Genomic DNA, 21,516 nt, shown 5'->3' with positions numbered 1-21,516 from the left:
GAAAGTCAGCTGCAACCAAAGGCATTGAGTTGGGAATCAAACACGATTTTTCTACCGTCCCGGCAGGGCTCAGCTAAGCTTATGTGTAATGAAATCGCCACCTTCTAACAGCATGAATTATTATTTCTCATCCAGGGTATCTCTCTTGGCTGGCGGCGTGGATGTTTCCCGCATGTGGAGCAGTAAATTGATTGAGAACAGAATTGTACCTACCACCACCAACACTCCGCCAACGCCAATCGGAAGCGTGTATAACGTGTTCGCCGATAGCATAAGTCCAGTGAGTCCTCCTGTCATAAGAGGAATACCGATCATATGGAGCCAGAAGTGCCACTTGCCAAGACGCGACTCCCCCGCAGAAGGGAATAAATGGTATACAATGCCGCCAATGGCCATAGACACCCACCCCAGCAGGTTAACATGTGCATGAACCGATTTCAGCACGAATGATTCCGTCATCGACATGCCCATTCCCATCAGTACACCAATTACAAAATAAAACGTAGAACCCACAATCATCTTTCTTGCCATTTAGAAACCCTCCAGTCACTTTTTCAACTCCCTCCTATCATCGCAGAAAGTAAGCAGCGCCCGTCAGGTCCCCATCTCCTAATTAGCCAATGACCTGGTCATGATCTTGTTAAATGACGGTCACATTGGATAGCTTTGCAAGTCACTTTTTTCCTTGCAGCAGCTCGCTCCATCAAACAAAAGCACCTTCGGCGTCCTTAGACGCTGAAGGCGCTTTGATGAGAAATAGTGATCCCGGTCGATTATCCTTGGTTCTTCTCTTTTGGATTCACTTCAATTAAGCCTAGAGATGTCATGAGTCTAACAATCATTGCCGCCGATTCAGCTCGGGTGGCGAAACTGTCGGGCAGGAGACGACCTTCCGGCGTTCCAGTAATCCAGCCCCGAGCAATTGCTTTCTTCAGGGAATCCTGAGCCCAAGGAGCCACTTCGTTCCAATCCCTGAAGGCCGTTGCGTCTGCAAGAGCCGCAACATCCGCCGAACCCAGCCCACACAATTCAAATGTGCGAACTAACAATATGACCAGTTCTTGGCGGCTAATCTTATCAAGCGGACGAAATTTGCCGTTATCGCCGACCGCCAACCCGATTTGCGCTGACAATAGCACATCTGAAGCATACCAAGCGTTTGTCGGAACGTCAGAGAAGCTCTGTACGTTCCCTATCGTCTCACTTGCACCCGATCGCGTCACTCCCACATGCCGCAGCAGTGACATTAGCATCTTTATCGCCTCCGCCCGGGTAATGGATCGGTTGGGCTCGAAACGATCGGAACTCACCCCGCTGACGAAGCCACGGCTGGCCAGTATGTGGATGAATGAAGCTCCCCAATGGGTTTGCGTATCAGCAAAGGTCATTTCCTTCAGCAGTACCGCATATTTGCCGAAAGCAAGGATCGAAGTCTGCAGCCGTCCGCTGTCGAGGTCCGCAGCGCCACCGGCATACATCCAACTGCCGTCTTCCTCCAGCCGGTAAATTCCCAGGCGACGAGGATCAACTAAGCCCAGCAGGCTCTTGTCGTAGCTGATGGCAAGCGATACCGGATGCGACGGATTGCCACTTTCGGAGCTGATCGTATACATCGGAGAGAAAGCTCGATATCCTATGGGTAAGCTCCCGATCTTCGCCGGCTCCTCCAGCAGGACCACTGCACCTTCCGGTAATGCTCCCTTGGCCGCATGCAGCCTCAGCTTCCCGACGAACGCGTCCAATTGTAAACCGTCAACACCGACTTTCCACTTGAGGGGATCAATAGGCTTCTGGCCGGTACCACCGACAGAGCCACCACTTGGAGTGCTGCCAGTCTGGCTGTTTGTCTTCCCGTCTAATACGGTCACTACCGATTCGTTCCCAGCCTTATCGACAGCTGTGAGCTCGATCCGATAGACCTTATTAGGCTGAAGCCCAACAATCCGGCTGCTCTGGCTGCCCGCAGCTACCTGGACCGATTGCCCAGGCTGATCCGAGCCGCTTTCGCTCCAAGTGACGCGGACATAGGCCAGATCTACTGCTGTCGGATCTTGCCAGATCACCTTCAAGGCACCCGCTCCGTCTGTATGGACTGCTGCTTCCTTAACGCTGACCGGTGCGGTCAGATCCGGTTCTGTCGCTATAGGCGACCAGGTCCACACCGCTCCCGAGGACTCGTTTCCTGCTGCGTCCACGGCTACAGCCTGGAAGGTGTATTCCTGAGCGTCCGTTACGCCTTCCACTTCCGCCCACAGCGTTCCCGCTATTAGTTCCTCCGCAAGTGTATACCCTTCGTCCGACTTAGCTTTGCGATAGATGCGGACTTTTGCCAGGTCAGAATCGTCGCGCTCCTCCCACATCAGAGTCGCCTTCGTCCCCATGATGCTGCCGAACAAATCCTCAACATCCCCCGGCGGTGTTGTATCCATCTCCTCAATAATGAGGACATGACTCGTTTCCTGCTCCAGTGGAACACTCGCGTAGCTGGTCATCTGTTTCCGAACGATCAGAGTGTACGCAGTGCCAACGGTCAGCGGAGCATTCGGCGTGAACCGGATCGCCATAGCGACTTCTTGCCCATCCGTTCCAGTATAAGAATCGATGCCAGTTACGGTACCCTCCACCACTTTCCCGTCGGCGTCTTTCACTATCAACTCGCCTTCCGCGGTGTCCACCGCCATAGGTTTTGTGAATTTCACCTCTACACTAGTACCCTTCGGCAGGGTCCGCACACTTTTTACAGCGGGAGGTTTATAAGAGATCATGGGTATATTGACTTCTGTCTGCGGCGGCGGAACGTCCAACTCATCGCTATACGCAGTCATATAATCAGCTTTCTCGTATTGAACCCGCCACTTGCCCAAGGGCACATCCCATCCGTACCGGCCTTGCTTATCAGTGATTTGAGGGTTGATCTGCCCATACCATGCACTGTCCCAGGATTCCCACTCGCCAAGCACCTTCTCGAATACCGTCGTCGTTACTCCTTCCAGTCGGTTGGCAGGCATGCCCTCGTATACATAACCGCTGGGGTCATAGATGTATTTCGGATTAGCCACCGGCCGCTCCGCCCGGGGGGAAGGGTAGGGCTTCAGCTTGCATTCATTTTTCGCCAAATATTTTTCAAGTTCCTTCAATTCGTCTTCGATCGTGGAGTCTAGCATCTCAGCGACTTTGTCGATGACCGTACCTGCAAAAGGGATGCCTTCCGCTTTCCCCTTAACGATATCTACACCTTCCTTCATGACATACGTCATGATGATGTCGGCGATAATTTCTGTGGCAAAATTGGAGTAATACTCGGCGGCAACTGGATCGCACAGCGCTTGCGCTATTTCAAGATCTTTGTAAGCCCGCTGCATTTGCGGGGAAGTGACCCAGCCCTCCACCTTCTTGGCCCATTTAAAGGCGCTTTCTGCGGAGGAGGTTACCTTTCCCATCCCCTTCATGTCTATTTTTAGAAACTTCTTTTTGGGCTCGCTGCCTGTGCCACCGGGTTCTCCCGCATTGCCCACAGCTCCACTTTTACCACCAATATCCTTTTGCAAGCTCTGCACCAGTGCCGGGTTGTCGGTATAGAAGCTCACACTAGTGGTCAGCGTTTGCTCCGTCTCCTGTCGGCTGACTTGGAAGCCATAAACGGGCAGTCCTGTCTTCGCTATCTGTGCCTGATCTTTGGCTTTGAGGGTGTAATCGGCTTCCTGGATGGACAAGCTTACCGTATTCTCAAAATCATCGCTCAATTTGGTCTTTACTTCTAGTGCACCCACCGGTAGAACTTTGCCAGAACTGTCTACCTCCCCTTCCTTGACTACGTTCAGAATTTCATAATTGCGCCAAGCCTCCGGCAGCGTCTCGCGCAGCTGTTCCTCGGTCTGCGCCGGGATTGCCGGGAGAGCCGGATCGTGTTTCTTGCGATAAGTCACCCACACGGGTCCCACATTGGAAGAACGAGGAACGATGCCCACGAACAATTCTTCTTTTCTAACTGCCTCCGAGTAAGCATCCCCAATCTGCACCTGCACATCATAGATGAGATCCGGATTACGGAATTTCAGTTCGTAGCGAAACGTATTTAACGAGGTAATGACAAAAGGGAAGATCGCGATTCCGTCATTAGTTTTGAAGGTTACCGGCTTGCCTTGGGACTCGTACAGCGTCATTTCATCGAGTCCCGGATCATTCGGATTGTAAAGTACAGACACCACTTCCCCGATCAGTTGCTGTCCGTCAACGAACGCTTCGGGTCGCAGGATATGATTTCGGATACTATCATCGGCGAGCTCCACACTCATTCCCCATACGCCGTATGCGGCTGCGATGGCGACTCCCAGCAATTTATTGCCGTCATACACCCTAACTTCCGCCCCCTCCGGCGCATTTCCAGTAAGTTCGAGGTGGGTCGTTGTTGTAAGTTGCGGAGCGCGCAGAGTGACGGATGCGATCCGCAGAATTGCGGTACCTAGCCGGTCTCGGTGTTTCGCCCCAGACTCCTCCAGATAGGAGATATCCGCAGTAAAGGTCACGTATTTCTGTGCTGCCGCTCCGATGCGCACCTGGAGGTGACCGCTGCCGCGCTGATAATCGCTGATTGGTCCAATAGGCACAGACACCATTTGGCCGATCCTGGAGAAGGACGCCGGCTTGCCGTCCACCACTCCGCTGCCGATTATCGGCTCAACGCCAGCAGGCAATTCCATAAGCAGTTCCCCGTTTTTAACCGGCGTATGTCCCACTCCGTCATTCCCGTAGTTAAACCGAACGGTCGCCACATTCCCCGCTGTTCCGGTGTCAGAAGACAAACTGATACCGTTGGATCTGCTGTCGCCAAACCTTCCCAGACCGCTTAAGGTGACGTTGCCCAGCGAGACTTTCTCTTGGTTGGCGGCGTCAAACTCGATGACCGCTGTAAATCCATTAGCCGAGAAGTCGACACGGTATTTTCCACCACGAGGTAAGGTGAAGGTGAAGCCTTGACCTTCTTTTTGATTGATGGAAGTGGACAGCAGCCAGTTTCCATTGGCCGCATCAGTCACCTGGACAAATGTGGAAGGTGCTGACTTGCCGTCCGGCAAGAGCAGTTTCCCGGTCACTGTGGCGGAGCTGCCCTCCAGCTTTAATTCCACTGTTCCGGTGTTATCATTGCCAATCACCGTTTCGGCACAGGCTGTGGTCATCCCGACATTACCGCCATCCGCACATATCCGGACCTTTTCTCCGGGCAATGCCAGAATGCGGAAGGGATTTCCCGATTGATGGATCGGGGAGGTACTCGTAATTCCATAAAAGCTCCGATAAAAATCGTTTAACGGTAGCGGCCCCCGCCAATTCCCGCCATCTTCCTTTAAGAATAGGTTGATTGCGACTTTTGCCTCAGGCAGAAGCTGTATATTAACTGGCGGCATCCCTGTCTCCGGAACATTCACGGTCTTCTTGACCGAACGGTATCCCTGTGTCAGATATGATTGCGAAATGGCCTCAATGCTCACCTGGCCTGCCGGAACGGTCAACGTATAGACTCCGGCCGCATTCGTCCTAGCGGAGTACACAGCGCTGAATCCATCCTGTACGATTTCCGCTGTGACGTAGACCGATGCAGCAGGCGTGCCATCGATGCCGATGACTGTCCCGGAGAGCGTGGACAGTGGGCGCTTCTGCAGTACGATGTCTATTTTCTTCTTGAACGTATCCATAGATATTGCTTGTGTGTAAGGCGCATAGGACGGATCCCTCGGGATAATCTGCAATTCGCCAGACGGTAGGCCGGATACTGTCAGCGGAAAGTAAATCGAATAACTATTCGTGCCGCGGGCGAGAATCTCTCCAGCCATGTCAGTAAATTGATAATCAACAGTGACAGGCTTTCCGTCTGAAGTGGTAACCGAACCGGAGAGTTCATACTTGAATGTCAGTGGCAAGGGAATCTCTACCGTCTGACCGAAGGCCGGTCCGGCCACCCCCTTCTGTATCGACATCAGGGAATGACTTTGGCTGCTCAACGTTGTAGAGTAAGGCGCGTTCGCAAAAGGCACATCGAAGATAACTGATTGGATGTCTTTGTTCAGCTTTCGTGTCTCCCAGAATCGGGAGTATTTGTCTTTGTTATACCCAACCGATAAAATGGCGCCTTCCAACTGATCGGTCCAGCCGGCAATTTCCGGATCAGGCATAGGGAAGATGTAGACAATTCGTCCCGCGACGTTTTGGTTCAATTCCAAGGTTTTGGCCGAACGGCCATCATCCGTGGTTACCGTCACTCGATCCAGCAATAGCACATTTTCCCCGATTGTAAATATACCCTCGAAACGGGAATTGTCCTGATCGTGGGGATAAAGCGGCAGAGTCAGCTCTTTCTGTTGCGCCTTTCCTTGGGCATCCCACTGCCGGTAATCCACTTTGGCAAACAGATCCAAGCCGGGTGTACCCTCGGCGACAATGGTGACATCACTCTCCTGAACGGGAATTCTGTTGGAATAGCCGATATCCAGCTCCTTCGCATAATCTACCCGAACTTGCCGGATCGCGGAGTTGGAATTGAACACCTGGAATTCCTGCCGATTGTTGCCCAGCTTCAAGCTGATGGTGCGATCGGCTTCCGCCACATAGCCTACTGGCGGCAAGATGTGGATCCGGATCTGTTCTCCAGCCAGATGCTCTCCGGGCAGAATCGCCATTCCCGAAGTGTCCACCTCAACTTCACCGATCGTTGAGCCGTCCGGCTGGGTCTTGAACTGTACTTTGGTACCGGTGGCGGATGATCCATCCGAACGGACGTGAACCGCTAGTTTGGCTATAGGCACCGGAATCAGCGAAATGCTAGTCATTGCGCCGGCTGCTGCAGTTACGCCGGATTTCTCATCCAGCACGATCGTCCCTTCTTCATCTTTCACAAACATCCGCACCGTATACCCATCCCCAGCGGATACGGTTAATTGGTAACGACTTTGACCCGCTTGCCAGGGCAAGGTCACCGTCGATTTGCCGGGTGCTGACGCTTCGATCACTGCGCCAGTCAGATCAAGGCTGGAAGACGCTTCATTCAGCTCTACCTGCAGCACGCTGGCGACGCCTACAGGCAGCCCCGTCATCGCCTTTCCGCTTCCGCCACCTACCTGCGCCTGTATGGAGACGATGCGGGCTGTTCCTTCCGGCAGCGTCCAGTTGGCACGGTACAGGCCGGCCGTTTGCCCGTCTTCAAGTAAGGGCAGCGCCGCTGTCTTGCCGTTCTCGGTCAAGGTATCGTATACCACAGCAGCCTCTACCGATAAGCCCGGCTGTCCATTCGCCTGCAGGTTCAGGGTGCTGCCTGGCTTTAAATCAGGGCCGATGCGGTCCGCCTGAACGGCGCTCCAACCTGCGCTAGCGAGAACATCGCCCGGCTCTGCCCCTTCGCATGCCTCGGCGCTGGTGCACTCCAGCACAACACCACCGGGGATGAAATACAACATCCGCTGACCGGAACCGTCTACGACTCCGTATCTGTTGGAGTAGGTAGGATTATACAGCTGTCTCGCCGTAACCACCGCTCCCAGGTCGTACCTTTCATTATAACGTGAAGATTGCCCAGAATTCGGGTTGTTGTCGGCGGCATCGGCAACAACTACCGTCCCGTCATCGCTGATGGAAATGAACGAATACGGCTTGTCGCCGGCATCCCCCTGAGGTCTTCCCTCATTCAGATATATCAATTCCCCTGTCCCCGGGCGGAACACTCCAGGTACGTTATAGCCACCCCACTTGCCCAGAATGGCGACGCTGCCGCCATCTTCCGAAAGTGCTAGGCGACGGAAAGCGATTTCTGTGTTCACGTGAGTGATCATTCCTGCGTCCAGATTGTAGAGAAACAGCCCGTTTTCATTCATGTTTTCCGCCTGTCCACCAGACAGATTGGTCGAGGTCGAAATGAATGCAACCGTGCTTCCATCAGCGCTAATTGCTGGACTGGTGCTGGTACCATTCTCTTCCGCACCGGCTTCCCCGACGCTGAGCAGTTTGCGTGAGCCGTCCGTGCGGTCGTAAAGGATGATATGTCTCCCTTCCGCGAAAACGATTTTCTTACCGTCACCGCTGATGGAAGGACTGAATCCCCGCTCTCCTGGGGCGCTGAGCAGCTCCAGAGTTTCATCGGTCCTGTCAAACACATAGACGCCAATGACTTCTCCCGATTGGGGGCTATCTCTCAGATTCGTCGCATTGGAAGCGAAAACGATAACGCTGCCGTCGCGATTCATCATCACTTCCTTGATGCTTCCATCCGGGGCAGCGCCGTCCGCCGTGATGGGCAAAGGGGCCGCCGTCTTGGCCGCTATGTCGATGCCGTACAGAGGTGTCCAATCAGCGCCTGCCGCCGCCTGTTTGCCGTCTCTGCTAAGAGCTAGACTCGGATATTCCTCTCCTGTAATGTCAGGCAGGCTGACAATCTCGGCCATGTATCGGGGTGAAGTTCCAGCGTACGCGCTGCTATATCCGGACGATACTCCCAATTCGTTCACCGCTACAACCTTGAACCGGTATAATTTAGACGGCTCCAGATTATCCGCTACAAACCGGGTGTCCGTCGTCTCACCCAGCAGTTGGTCGTTCCCGTCATAGATCACATACTTCACGACTGGGGGATCTTCCTCTGCCCCGGGAATGGGGGCCTCCCAACTGAGTTGGACGCGGTTGTAGGCAAGTAAGTCCCAATCCAAATTCTGCACCGAATTCGGGATCCCCGCCGTCACGGCGACATTCGCCTCAACACTGTCCGCTAGTAGTGCTTCTCCATAGGTTGTATATGTCGCAGGATGCAGGTTGCTTCCCAGGAAGCTTAGCAACAAGACAAACACCAGGATCCTAGTTAATCGTTCTATTGCTTTTGCTGTTCGAAAAAAGGGCATAATGACGTCTCTCCTTCAGGAAATAATACAAATGAACTTGCGTTACTTAATTTAACAGCTATCTCCCTCAGCAGTAGCGCTGCAGCAGTCGCTTCTCTACCCCTGACAACCGGGCAATTCCATAGAGCACTCCAAAGATCAGACGCAAAACGGATAACGGTGGCGACGGCGGGTACAGTCCACCTTTAATAAACAAAACAGCCAGCTCGAGCACATTACGAGGTAATCCGTTTGGCTTAATTCTGCCATCATAGGCGAGACCATAGGCAATACGGAGCATCTGCTCAAAGTTGCGTGCCGGTGTAACTTTAACACGGAACAGAATCGGTAATTTGCCGTCGTTGTAGAAGCGATGCACGGACTTAATGCGGGCTATCGCCCTGTCACCGGGCTTTAGCCGGTATATCTCTCCGTCGCATTCAATCGAAAGGATACCTTCTACAGCTTCAAACTCCTCTTCATAGTCCAGATGATAGTGTAGATCATTGCCCCCTCCCGGTGTAAGTGTCACCTCCACTAATTCATACTTACCGCCCGTCTCTTCCTTGGTCTGCAAAAACTCAACGGTATCCCCAATCACTGGGTTGTGGATCATCCGTTTCCGAGGACCGCGTCCCTCCTTTGTTACTGCCATCTTGACTTCCTCCTGTCACTTTTTTCTTCCCCCTTATCTTCTCAGAGATTAAGCAGCACCCGTCAGAGTCCCACCTCCTATTTAGTCAATGACCTGGTCATGATCTAGGTCATTGACGGTCACTTGCAACCATTTAACGGCCCACCGTGCTGCTACAATGTTGTCCATGACTACCTTCCAGGGTTAGCGGATGCCCCATTACTCAACGTCAACAACAAAAAACACGCCTTAATCGGCGTGTTCATTGTTGTTGACTTATGCTGAGCCATCTACCAAGAATCAGGTGATGGATGCTTTATAAATGGACGTAATTGTACTCGATAGCATCGCGTTGAAGTCTTCGTCTGTTTGCTGCGCTGTTAGCCCCTCAGATAAGGCACGTGAAAAGCTGGCGATTAAGCCGTGATTACGAGCCAGTTTCTCATTGGCTTCACTTCGATCATATCCGCCCGACAAGGCTACAACCCTTACAACATGCGGGTCGTCCATCAATTCGCGATAAAAATTATCTTCTGTCGGTATGGAAAGCTTCAGCATTACCTTTGCGTCTTTATCAAGGGAGGACAATTGCTTGGAAATCTCTTCTTTTAATATTTTTTCCGATTCCTTCTTATCCGCACTATGAATATCGACCTCAGGTTCGATAATAGGAACGAGCCCCTTCGACAGGATTTGTTTGCCAATTTCGAACTGCTGCTCAACTACTTGTCTAATGCCTTCCGGGTTGGCTTCTTTAATAACCGAGCGCATTTTTGTTCCAAAAATATTTTTTTCAACCGCCCGCCCCAAAAGATCGTCGAGATCAGGAATAGGCTTCATAAGTTGAACGCCATTTTCAAGCCCGGCAAGCCCTTGATCGACCTTCAGAAAAGGCACAATGCCTTTCTTCTCCCAAAGAAAGTCGGCGGTAAATTGATGATCAATCGTACGATCCATGGTGTTTTCAAATAAGATGGCTCCCAAAATATGTTCCGAAACAAACGCTGGACTCTTGATGATGCGCCCTCTCATTTCGTGAACCATTGCAAACATCTCTTCGTCATTCGAATAGCTGTCTTCCTTAATACCGTACTGCAGTAGCGCCTTTGGAGTGCTTCCCCCGCTTTGATCCAGCGCTGCGATAAAACCCTTCCCCTTATAAACTCGTTCCAATTGTTCCTTATTCAATATTGTTTCTCCTTCCTTTTCGTGGAATGAATGATCTCTAACGCGTCATCGCTCGAATTAACCATCTTCCTGCATGGTTCAAGATGGAAACTAACGCTGACGCTAAACTTTATACAAAGTATAACATAAGGAAAGAATGCCGGAAAATCTAAAATAAGAAATAAGCCTTCCAAAAGGGAGGGCTATTGTTGAATGTAGGTTGAAAGTAGGTTGAATCATCTTAAAAACCGCCGCTCAACAACCTACTACAGAGGCAAGAATACCATTCTTAATCAGCGCCCATATGTCACGAGGCTTGCTGACGATTTTGGACGTGATGGCTACTATGAGGTCTTTGTCCGGAATGCAACAAATAGCATTGCCGCCATCACCCATTGCTAAGTAGGCAAAAATTCCGTCCTCTTCATGTAACCACCATAAATAGCCGTATTTGTTGGAGTTCATCGCTAGCGAGTCATCTATCCACGTTCTGGAGATAATCTGTTTATCATCCCAACTACCACCATTCAAATATAGAAATCCAAAACGTGCCATATCTCTGGGAGTTAGTGTAATCCCCCATCCTCCTGTTGAATTGCCGTTTGGGTCGTGAATCCATCCTTTTAGATTGTTCCCAAACACATCTTCGAGACCAAATGATTTCATCTGGAAATCAGGAATTGGTTGCATGCCAATAGGCCCAAATAAACGCTCGCTTGCAAACTCGCGGGCGCTTTTTCCTGTGGTGCGTGTGAGAATAGCCGAAAGCAGGTGCGCCCCCGCAGTGCAATACTGGAACGCGCCGGGCCGCCCTTTCTGGCCCAACAAGTCAAGGCCATACTTAACCCAGTCCTTCTGCCTCCGCAGTCTGTCGAGTGGCTCCTGCACGCCTCCTCCTGGCTTCCATGTAAAGGGAAACGGCGCCGTCATGGTGAGAAGATGCCGGATGGTTACCCCACGCTTCTGTATATCGGTGGCACCGGAAACATATTCGGGGAAGAAATCCAGTACCTTTTCGTCAACACTTTTGATACATCCTGTGTCTATAGCGATGCCAATGAGGGCAGATGTGATACTTTTCGTCACTGAAGCTACATGGTGGGTGTCATTCGGGCCGCAGCCGTTATAATATTTTTCAAAGGCCATATATCCCTTATGCGCAACAACAATACCACTGAGACCACTATATTGGGCCTTGATCATAGGATCAAGCTCTGAAAGCTTTTCAATGTCCATGCCCAAGGTTGCCGGATTTTGCGTCCGCCACTCTGCTGTTGGCCAGTAATCTCTGCAGTAGTCTCTTTGCATTATAGATACCTCCCGGTTATGGACTCTGGATTTTCCTTCAGTGCCCCGGGCCGACCTTCTGCAAGGATATGCCCTCCTTCTGGACCGCCGCCCGGCCCAAGTTCTATCATCCAGTCGCAGGAAGTGAGGACGACCGTGTTATGCTCAATGACGATTACAGAATTACCATTTGCTACAAGCTCATCTAACAATTCGATGAGTTTTGCCGTATCATACAGACTAAGGCCAGTGGTAGGTTCATCAAGAACATAAAGGATATTTCCTTTCCGTCTTCGGCCAATCTCTTTTGCAAGTTTGATCCTTTGCGCTTCGCCGCCGCTTAATGTTGGAGTGGACTGGCCCAGTTTCATGTATCCCATGCCGATCCGTTCCATTACTTTCAAAGTCCCAACAATGCCCTTGTTATCTTCAAAGAAAACAACTGCTTCCGAAACACTCATTTCAAGAACATCGTGAATAGTTTTACCTTTGTACTTAACAGATAAAGCTTCATCATTGAACCTTTTTCCGTGGCATTCTGCGCAAGTTTTATCTATCTTCAGGTTACCGCCAAGCCAAATCGTCTCGCTTCCGCTGCCGCCACATACCGAACAAGCCCCTTTTGAATGGAATGAAAAATGACCCGCGGATAAATTTTGCCGAATGGCTTCCGGACTTTCTGCAAACAGCCTGCGTATTTTATCCCAGATACCGATATAGGTCGCGGGGTTGGAGTTTACATTTCTGCCAATGGGAGCTTGTGATATTTCCGCATATCCACTAATATGCTCCAAGCCTTCCAGCCTGTCGGCAACAAGTTGAGTCACTACTGCTCCTCCTTCTTCGCTGTCCATTTCGTTCTCTTCGGTGTCAACCGACGTGTCATGAAAATGGCTTTTCAGAAGAGGGAGCAAAGTATCTGAAATCAGCGAACTTTTCCCACTGCCCGACATACCTGCTATCCCGACCATAACGCCTAAAGGGAATGCGACTGTCACATCCTTGAGGTTGTTGGTTTTGGCGTGTCGGATTGTAAGACTAGGTGCCGTTTCTATACACGGATGAATGGCTCTTGCAGGCATGGTAGTTTTGCCCGAAAGATACTGGCCTGTTATGGATTCTTTGCACTGGAGCAGTCCCTCTAAATCACCCTGATAAATAACCTGTCCGCCTTCGATGCCGGCTTTTGGCCCTATATCAATGATATGTTCCGCCATTTGGATAGCATGTTTATCATGCTCTACAACAATTACCGTGTTGCCCAAATCTTTTAGTTCCTGGATGGATTTAAGAAGTTCCGTTTTTTCAGACTCATGCAGTCCTGCTGTTGGCTCGTCGAGAACATAGATTAGGGAATCCATTTTGGAATCCAAATGAGCATGCAGGAATAGCCGCTGTATTTCTCCACCACTCAACGTTGGCATTTCTCTGTACAGGGAAAGATGGCCGAGCCGTGCTCTAATCAAGTTATGGGTTTTGCGTAATATTTCTTCCTGCAGGTTCTTACCAAATTGTGTGAGCGCATTTTGCTGGAGCAAATCCTTAAGGAACTTATGCACTTCTGAGATTGTCATTAACCCGAGTTCGCCAATATGCTTGCCATTTAACAGCACTCTTTGCGCTTCTTCTCCAATCCTAAATCCATAGCAATCGGAACATAGTACATTGGCATACACACCGTTTAAGTCTTCTCCTCTAGAAAAGCGGCCATGAAAAATTCTTGTTAAACAAGGGCTGCGTTTTTCAGAATTGCCGGTTGCATGATGCCCATAGATGATATCTTCCTTCACTTCTTCGGGTAATTGTACAAAAGGGATCCCTACATATTCGCTGAATTTCCTTTGAAATAACCGCAAATAACCAGGAGTTAACCCGGCCCTATCCAGAACCTGCCCGAGAGTTGCGCGGCTATCCGCCACAAATTTTTCTATATTCACTTCAAAATACGCCCCACGTCCAGAACACTTGATACACATTCCATTCGGAGAATTATTGGAAAAATAACTTGGCGGCAGGCGCTCCTCTATATGCCCGCATTGTAAGCAGGTGAGGTTGTCATTCACAGGTGTGCCGCAGGAAGAACAGATGATGCTGCCTTCACCGGCATAGAGCAGTGCCAGCCTATTCATGATATTGGTTCTTGAGCCTACGGTTGAACGTGCGTTGCTTTGGCGTATTATATTTTGCTGTACGGCTATGGCAGGGCTTAGACCCTGAATCCTGTCGAACTTATCTTCGTCATCCAGTCCTGCAAGTATGCCTAAAGATTGAAGGTATTGTTTGCGCCCTTCCTCGAATAGGATATCGAACACAAGGCTGGATTTGCCTGACCCGCTGACACCTGTTGCTACTACCAGCTTGTTTTTAGGAATAGAGATGTCTATATGCTTGAGGTTGTGCACCCGCGCGCCTTTTATGGTTATATTTTTCATGAAATCGCCCCTTATATTTGACTAAGCAAGAGGTCCTATCGGCAAGTAGATATCAACCCATTGCTTTGTTCGTGGATCTGGGTCTGGTTCGCTAAGGTATACTTCAAAACTAGAGGTGTCACGAGGAAGAAAACCACTTTGGGGCAGCCATTCTCCGCACAAATAATCCCAAGCTGCACTATACTCATGTGGGAAGACTTCAAAATGGCCTACAGCATACCTGCCCGAAGGTATTATCATAATTCCAATATCATTGTCCCCATTTTCTAAGGCCTGGGCAGCGTTACTTGGGATCGTTATACAAAGGCTGGTCCTTCTGTGATGGTCCTCAGTAATTTCAGGATTATCGTGATAAATAGTTAACACTTTTGTTCTTTTGTGATCAATGAGATCTCGTTTGTTTAGATAAGTAAACAGCTTTTGCATGAGAGATCCAAAAACAATCTTTAGGTCCTCGTACGTGCCAAGATGTCTCACATAAGCAACATGCATGTCATCAACAGTTTCAATTGTAACTTTGCCCTGTACTTTATTTTCGTTCTCCCTTTCTGTAATTTTGATCATACCTTCATGATAAGGAGAATTCTCAGTCAAGTCTTTGCAATTCTTGCGATAATGATTTCTGTAATAGTTTGGACTTACCTGAAAATAATTCTTAAACGCCCGCGAAAAAATAGCAGGATCAGTAAATCCAAATTGATAAGCAATATCCGTAACTGTCATATCTGGCCGATGAATAAGTAAATTCAAAGCTTTCTCCAGCTTCACACGGTTCACATATTGCAGTAAAGATTCATTTACGATACCCTTAAAAATTCTATGAAAGTGATACTTTGAAAAACCTGCAATGGCAGCAAGTTCATCTAATGAAAGAGAATCGCAAACATTCGCTTCTATATAATCTTGCACTTTATGAATACGACGTACATATTCTTTTTTACTTTGAGAATTTGTCATAAATGATCACTCTTTCTATTGAACCTATGAAAAAAAGGCAACACAGTTCTTGCCCGCTGCGTTGCCTCCTCTTCACCCTCTATTTTATTGATTTATAATACTCGGCAAAAACATCGGCGAAGGCCTCTGCTGATTGCAGGTTTTCTTGAAGCGTATTGTTTATGCCCCCGAATTCCAGCAGTAAACTCCCGTTAGAGACGGATTGGTTGTACTCCCCATTCCCTTGATGAGAGCTTTTTAGCAAAACGCCTCTTGATATTCCTGGATATTTCTTGTTCAACATCGCATGCAGCGCTTCTGCTAATTTTTTGTTTTCCTTATAGGCTGGGTTGCCGTCTCCAATGACGAACATAATTCGTGCGTACGTTTTTCCATCGACAGTCACCGTTGTTTTGTCACGCGGTATATCGGCATCCCGATGAATATCGAAGAAATAGGATAGAGAAGGATTAGACTGGATTGCTTTGTTTACAGCTTTTCGTGACTCAGCGTAAGATTGCGAGTAGCCTAATTTCTGCTCACTCAGCTTGCTTGCAAAGTCAGTTTCTTCAACGAATGAGGGTATACCTTTCTTGTACAATTGTTGCGCCAATTGCTTGCCTACCAACGTAATATTCCATTCTCGATCATCGAAAGAGGTACCCTTCGTATCACGTGCAACATTTTTCCAAGACTCGCGATTATGAGTATGATAGATATACACTTTACTATCACCTTCGCTAATAACGCTAGTTTCCACGACCCACTTAGCTACGTAAGCAATACCTCCACCTTGCAGGGATACTTGATACCAATCCCCTGATGACTCAACAAGTGGAAACCATTCACCAGCCTTTACCTTAGCTACTATTTCATACTCTAGCCCCGGTCCTTTGCGCAAATTAGTATTATCTACAATATTAACTATCGTTTTCTTAACTTGATTATCAATGTTCTCCTCAATAATATCTGGCTTTTGTTCACCATTTGAAACAGGTTGGCTGCTATCGATCACATCAGTCTTCACGACCCAATTAGCAACATAAGCAGTACCTCCGCTTTTCAGCGATAGCTGATACCACTCCCCTTTAAATCCGACGATTGGATAGGATTCACCAGCTTTTGCCTTAGCGACTATCTCAAAATTTAGCCCCGGCCCTTTGCGCAGATTGGTGATATCTACAATATTTGCAACTGTTGCTTTACTAGAAATAGATTTACTTTGCTCAACTTGCTCAACACTCGTGCTAATAGTCTTTTCTGTCGTTACGCTCTGAACGGACGCATATGCTGCATTTGCTCCTCCGGATAACAAAACAAAAATGGCGGTTCCACCTATTAATTTATTATGTAGTCTCAAAGCTTTCCTTCCTCCAATTCCAAAACACATTCTACCAATTTCGACAGAAATGGAGGAAAATCCTGCTAAATGGAGGCTTCGCAATGTGAAAATTATAGGGAGCAAGAAAGACTACTTTCATAAACTGAGAGAGTCGGTGTGTAAGCTGGAGTGGAACTAAGTCTGGAAAAAACCCTCAAAACCCACATTGAAGACGGGTTTTGAGGGACGAAATGTGGAAAAACCGTAGAATAGACTATTGTCGAAATTAATCGAGCAATAAAAAACGATCGATATCTACCAATAGGTTCGGGGAAATTCGCTTCTGCCGCACGGCCTCTGCCGCAAGCTTCGGCATTGGGCGTGCGGCCATGACTTGGTCGAAGCCGCAAAGCTCGCGCAAACGGCCGAAATATTCCTGCTTGCCCGACTTCCGGTACAGCGCTTCGTTCAAGGAGAACGCGGCGGTCCGAAGTACATCCGAGCCGGGTTCCAGCCGCCACATTGCGAAGCAAACTGCAGCCTGTTCCTGCTCACCGGCGTATTGTTCCTTCAGACGCTGCAGTTCGTCCAACGCTTCACCAGAACTGATCTGTCCCAAGCGCGTCTTCAGATGCTGCTGCTGCGCAAGCAGCTTAACCTGCAAGTCCCGCCGTTTAAGCCGAATTGCGAGCTTCAGCGCCTCACCGACAGCCTCCGCGCAACCTTCTATTTGATTCTGCCGCTCCCTTAGAAGACTCGTGAAATAGAGCGCCTCGCATTCGAAGAAAGGGATACGCAGCTGCTTGGTTAACCTCGCCGAACGTTCGATCCATCGGCCGGCTTCTTCATACCGGTGCTGCTCCATTAGATTGCAGCCTTCGATGCCGAGCACTACCGCGGCAATATGCCAATCCTGAATGCGCACCGCTTCTTCAAGGCAGAAGGCGATACATTGTTCCGCTTGCAGGCGGGAGCCGAGCAAGTAATAATATTTGCCCAACATGCCCATCCCCATCGCGAAGCCCATTTGCGCCCCGATCGACTTGCTGATCTCCAGCTTCTCGACGATGCGGTCGTAAGCGAGGTCCATATCATCCGTCTCAAAATAAACCAACGCCAATCCGCCCATTGCATCTCCGACGAAAAACGCGTCCCGGATTTCCGTGGCGAGGCCGATTTGTCTCTCGAACCAATAAATCGCTTGGTCGTATTCGCTTTGGTCATAATGCAGGAAGCCGATCATGCCGAGGAACCGGACATCGTCTTGCGTTTGCGTTTGCATTTGATTTTCGGTACGAGGCAATTCCATTCTTTCCAGGAAATATCGAAGCGACTTGTCGTAGCTTGCCATAAAGTAATGCAAAATACCGAGCGTTCCGTATGCAAAGCCGAGTCCGTCATGGTCCTCCGTCAGCTTGAAGTGGTAGGACGCCCGTTCCAGATGGAGTCTGGCTTCCTCATATTTGCCCTTCAGTCGCAAGCAGTTGCCGAGCGCGACGTCGCAATAGGACCGCTCATTGATCGTGACCAAGTATCCGTAACGCTCAAGCCATTGCTTGTAAGTCTTCTCCGCTTCATTCCAATCACCTGTCACGATCAAAGCGTCCCCTAGCTTCATCAGAACGGGCAAAGTCTGTGTAGTTGGCAGCAGGCTGAAGAGCTTCCGATAATAATGGATTCTCGTCTCATTGGCATAGATCTTCTCCGCCTGCGTCGCGGCCAATTCATAGTAGGCAATGGCCTCTCGATCCATCCCCGCAAGCTCGTAGTGAAAGGCGATTTCTCCGGCAACTGGTTCGATCTGCATACGATGGTAGGCAAGCAAACCTTCCGCGATTTGCCGGTGACACCTGCGCCTCCTGCTCTCATTGTTCAGCTTGTACGCGATTTCCTTGACGATGTCATGGGTGAAGCCGTAATTCCCGCCCCCCGTCTCCTGCAAAATCTTCAATTGCACCAGTTGCTCCGTACGCTCTAGAATCGCGTCCTCCTCCAAGTTCGTTATCATCGTCAATTGCGCTGTAGAGGAGGGCCTTCCGACGGCCGCGATGATCGATACAAGCTTGCGATTGACCGGCGACAGCCTGTTCAACCGATTCTCAATAATAGATTTCGCCAATTGCGACAATCGGAATTCCCCGCTGTCCCCACTCGTTTGCCATTCCCGCAATGTTTCCACAATAAATAGCGGATTTCCGCCGGTTTCCCTGTATAAATTCGCGGAATGGCGGTCCGCCAGCGCATCGCCGAGCGTTTCGACCGCCAAGCGGGCCGTTTCGTCCCGGCTAAGTGGAGCCAGCTCGATATCGATCAGCTTCCGCTCGGACCGAAGCTCGCCCAGAACATGCGCGACGGCATCTCCTGCATCTTCGTCCGTTCTCATCGTCGCCACCAAAAGCAGCCTGGCTTTGGAATCGCCCCGGATCAGGTAGGACAGCAGCTGAAGCGTCTCTTCGTCGCTCCACTGGATATCGTCAAGTAGAAGCATCAGCGGCTCGCTGGCCAACAGCATCCGTTCGATCGCTTCGAACCATTGGTTCAATTGCCATTTCTCTTGAATCGGAGATGGCTTCGACAAGTCCGGATATTGCTCCAGCAGTTCGGGCAGCAGACGCGCCAATTCGGACAGCCACACCGAACCAAGCTTCGGCGGCGGAAGGCTCCTGAGCCAACTGGTTACTGGCCTATAGGATAGCGATCTGACCGACGGATAGCAGCCGGCAAAAGCGGTTTGAATCCCCAGGCTTTCCAAGTGTGCCTTAAACTCCAGGGCCAATCGGGTTTTGCCGATTCCCGCCTCCCCCTTCAACAGAAGCAGGGCGTTTCCGCCGGCCGCGATTTGTTTCCAGACGCCCAGCAAGCTTTCCCATTCGCCTATTCTGCCGATCAGAGGGACTTTGCTTTGCAAAGCCGTGGAAATCCCGCTCCTATTTTTCGTTAGCCCTTCATACAGATGCAGCGTCTCCTCCGAAGGGGCGATTCCGAGTTCAGCATGCAGAACATCTTGCAGCCTCCGAAATGTTTGCACGACGCCTGCCATATCTTTGTTCAAGGCATGCAGCCGCATCACCGTGCGGTACGTTTCCTCCCTTAACAGGTCCTGCACAAGCAGCTTTTGCGCGAATAACAGAGCCGGCGCATACTCCCGCTGACGTTCCAAAACCGATACGAGCTTGTCGAGCGCGGTCAAGTACGTCTGCGCCAACTGTTCCCGTTTCACCACGAGCCACTCCTCGCCGAACCCCGGCAGCAGCTCGCCTCTGTATAGCTCTTCTGCTCTGCTCAGCTCACGAACGGTTGTTCCTTGCGCTGTCTGTTCGAATTCGCGCACGTCCGAATAGAGGGGTAGTTCCGTATTCAGGCGGATCGATGCGGGCGTAATCTTCAGATAACGATCGATTCCCGGAACGGATTCCCGAAGATCGTGAAGAAGCTTCCGCAAATTGGACAATGCTTGCTTCTCGGTGGAGTCAGGCCAGAAATGAAAAGCGATTTGCCTTCTACTTGGTGACGCATCCATAGCGATAATCAAGTAAGCCAGCAGCAGTGCGGCTTTTTTGCCGGGGATTTCCGATAACTCTTCGCCGTCGAGGGTAACTTTCAAACTGCCTAACAACTGAAACCTGCAGCCTACCAAACGGGTCTCCTCCAATCGTCAATTGGATCATTTTCAATTGTATTCGCTTATTGTGCGAAAATCCCTTTCGACAAGCTGGATAAAATAAACGTCTTGCCGCGTCCTTTGATGTGCGTGTTCGTGACTTGGGTGCGTTGCGGAGGGAATGGCTGTGGGCTCCAGCCGCTGTTAAAGATTTGTTCCCTTAAGTGGAATCGATGAGGAGGTAAGAACAAATCTTTAAAGGCGGACGCTAACGCTCTTCCACCACAGCCATTCCCTTTCTTTAGCTACAATCGTACGAATCACACGAACACCAAGCTCAAACGAACAGCCAGCAAGGGTTTTTATCTTGATTGGAGGAGATTTCCTAGCGGGCGCAGCGCTAGGAATGAAGAGCATGCAGCTGAGAAGGATCTGCTGCTTTAACGATGTTTTTCACATTAAGCATGCATTGAATCTGACATGAAATGTAATGAAGAATAATTTACTAAATAAGGTAAATTATGATGATCTTTTCATGGACAAAAACAAGAAAAGCTCCTAATGTAAGAGGTGACGTGTTATCCATCACCCACTCACAAAAAGGAGCCAACCATGGATAACAATAAGAAAATTTCCGTCATTTGTCAATGCCTAAATGTTTTAAACGTTGAACAATATCGTTCCGTACTTTTTGATCATCGAGCAAAGAAGCTGTACACCGGAAATACCATTCAACTTCATCTGTTAGGCCAACTTATGAATTTAGGAACATACGGCGAGATTACTCAACTACTTGACGCTCATGATGAACTCAAAACCATCTTGAATTTGGAATCCATCAGCAGTTCTCAACTTTCTCGTAAAACACTCAGTTTATGTACATCTAGTTTACAAGCATTGTTTGTTGAATTGGTAGGCCAAATTATGCAGTTGAGCCAGCAAGGTTCCGGTATTTCTCCTACGATTGGTCGCTTAAGTATTATCGATGCCTCGAATATTTCGCTCCCAGGCTTACTCGGAAGCTGGGCTAAATGCGGTTCCAGAAAATGTGGTGTGACGCTACATATGCGCTATCTGGTGGTGAATCCATCTGTCGGCTTTCCCGATAAAGTAATCTTTACCACTTCACATGTTCGTGAATCCAAAGTTGTCATGGAGCTCATTCAAGCCGACGATGTAACTTACGTGATGGATCGAGGCTATGAAAAATACCTTCACTTTAAAGAGTGGCTTCAAGACAGCATTCGCTTTGTAGTAAGGGTTAAAGAACGAGCCCGATT

General features: G+C 49.6%; 10 protein-coding genes. 1 reads left to right on the top strand and 9 read right to left on the bottom strand.

The window, feature by feature from the left end; translation table 11 throughout:
- Window positions 1–120: 120 nt before the first annotated feature.
- The 9 genes from J2Z66_RS33935 to J2Z66_RS33895 form a co-directional block, all read right to left on the bottom strand.
- Entirely contained in the window at window positions 121–531 is a 411-nt protein-coding gene (locus tag J2Z66_RS33935) for a cytochrome-c oxidase (RefSeq protein ID WP_209977222.1), read from the bottom strand.
- A gap of 242 nt (window positions 532–773) precedes the next feature.
- Window positions 774–8,879, bottom strand: coding sequence for an S-layer homology domain-containing protein (locus J2Z66_RS33930; protein WP_209977221.1), 8,106 nt, complete (start codon window positions 8,877–8,879; stop codon window positions 774–776).
- Between the two features lie 67 nt (window positions 8,880–8,946).
- Window positions 8,947–9,513 (bottom strand): cupin domain-containing protein, encoded by a 567-nt coding sequence (locus J2Z66_RS33925; protein WP_209977220.1) that lies wholly within the window; start codon window positions 9,511–9,513, stop codon window positions 8,947–8,949.
- A 279-nt stretch (window positions 9,514–9,792) separates the two neighbouring features.
- Window positions 9,793–10,680: a fructose bisphosphate aldolase gene (locus tag J2Z66_RS33920; protein WP_209977219.1), complete on the bottom strand. Its 888-nt coding sequence runs from the start codon at window positions 10,678–10,680 to the stop codon at window positions 9,793–9,795.
- 234 nt (window positions 10,681–10,914) lie between these two features.
- Window positions 10,915–11,967: a serine hydrolase domain-containing protein gene (locus tag J2Z66_RS33915; protein ID WP_209977218.1), complete on the bottom strand. Its 1,053-nt coding sequence runs from the start codon at window positions 11,965–11,967 to the stop codon at window positions 10,915–10,917.
- Window positions 11,967–14,378: an excinuclease ABC subunit UvrA gene (locus J2Z66_RS33910; RefSeq protein ID WP_209977217.1), complete on the bottom strand. Its 2,412-nt coding sequence runs from the start codon at window positions 14,376–14,378 to the stop codon at window positions 11,967–11,969. Before J2Z66_RS33910 ends, J2Z66_RS33915 begins: the two co-directional genes overlap by 1 nt.
- Window positions 14,379–14,399: 21 nt before the next feature.
- Complete coding sequence (locus tag J2Z66_RS33905) at window positions 14,400–15,335, bottom strand: AraC family transcriptional regulator (protein ID WP_209977216.1); 936 nt, start codon at window positions 15,333–15,335, stop codon at window positions 14,400–14,402.
- 79 nt (window positions 15,336–15,414) lie between these two features.
- Window positions 15,415–16,674 carry a stage II sporulation protein P gene (gene spoIIP / locus J2Z66_RS33900; protein ID WP_209977215.1) on the bottom strand — a complete coding sequence of 420 codons (1,260 nt, stop codon included), beginning with the start codon at window positions 16,672–16,674 and terminating at the stop codon, window positions 15,415–15,417.
- A gap of 247 nt (window positions 16,675–16,921) precedes the next feature.
- Complete coding sequence (locus J2Z66_RS33895; protein ID WP_209977214.1) at window positions 16,922–20,272, bottom strand: ATP-binding protein; 3,351 nt, start codon at window positions 20,270–20,272, stop codon at window positions 16,922–16,924.
- 576 nt (window positions 20,273–20,848) lie between these two features.
- On the opposite strand from J2Z66_RS33895, the gene J2Z66_RS33890 reads away from it, so the two are divergent.
- The coding region (locus J2Z66_RS33890; protein ID WP_209977213.1) for a transposase at window positions 20,849–21,516 on the top strand (668 nt) is incomplete at its 3' end.

It is taken from the genome of Paenibacillus eucommiae, from assembly GCF_017874215.1.
GTDB lineage: Bacteria > Bacillota > Bacilli > Paenibacillales > NBRC-103111 > Paenibacillus_AI > Paenibacillus_AI eucommiae.
The sequence above is the reverse complement of the archived record's forward strand: the minus strand, read 5'-3'. Positions and strand labels throughout refer to the sequence as shown.

Bases quoted from the DNA above. Each gene is read 5' to 3' on its own strand.
- J2Z66_RS33935 (WP_209977222.1), bottom strand. From the start codon at position 531: ATGGCAAGAAAGATGATTGTGGGTTCTACGTTTTATTTTGTAATTGGT.
- J2Z66_RS33930 (WP_209977221.1), bottom strand. From the start codon at position 8,879: ATGCCCTTTTTTCGAACAGCAAAAGCAATAGAACGATTAACTAGGATC.
- J2Z66_RS33925 (WP_209977220.1), bottom strand. From the start codon at position 9,513: ATGGCAGTAACAAAGGAGGGACGCGGTCCTCGGAAACGGATGATCCAC.
- J2Z66_RS33915 (WP_209977218.1), bottom strand. From the start codon at position 11,967: ATGCAAAGAGACTACTGCAGAGATTACTGGCCAACAGCAGAGTGGCGG.
- J2Z66_RS33910 (WP_209977217.1), bottom strand. From the start codon at position 14,378: ATGAAAAATATAACCATAAAAGGCGCGCGGGTGCACAACCTCAAGCAT.
- J2Z66_RS33905 (WP_209977216.1), bottom strand. From the start codon at position 15,335: ATGACAAATTCTCAAAGTAAAAAAGAATATGTACGTCGTATTCATAAA.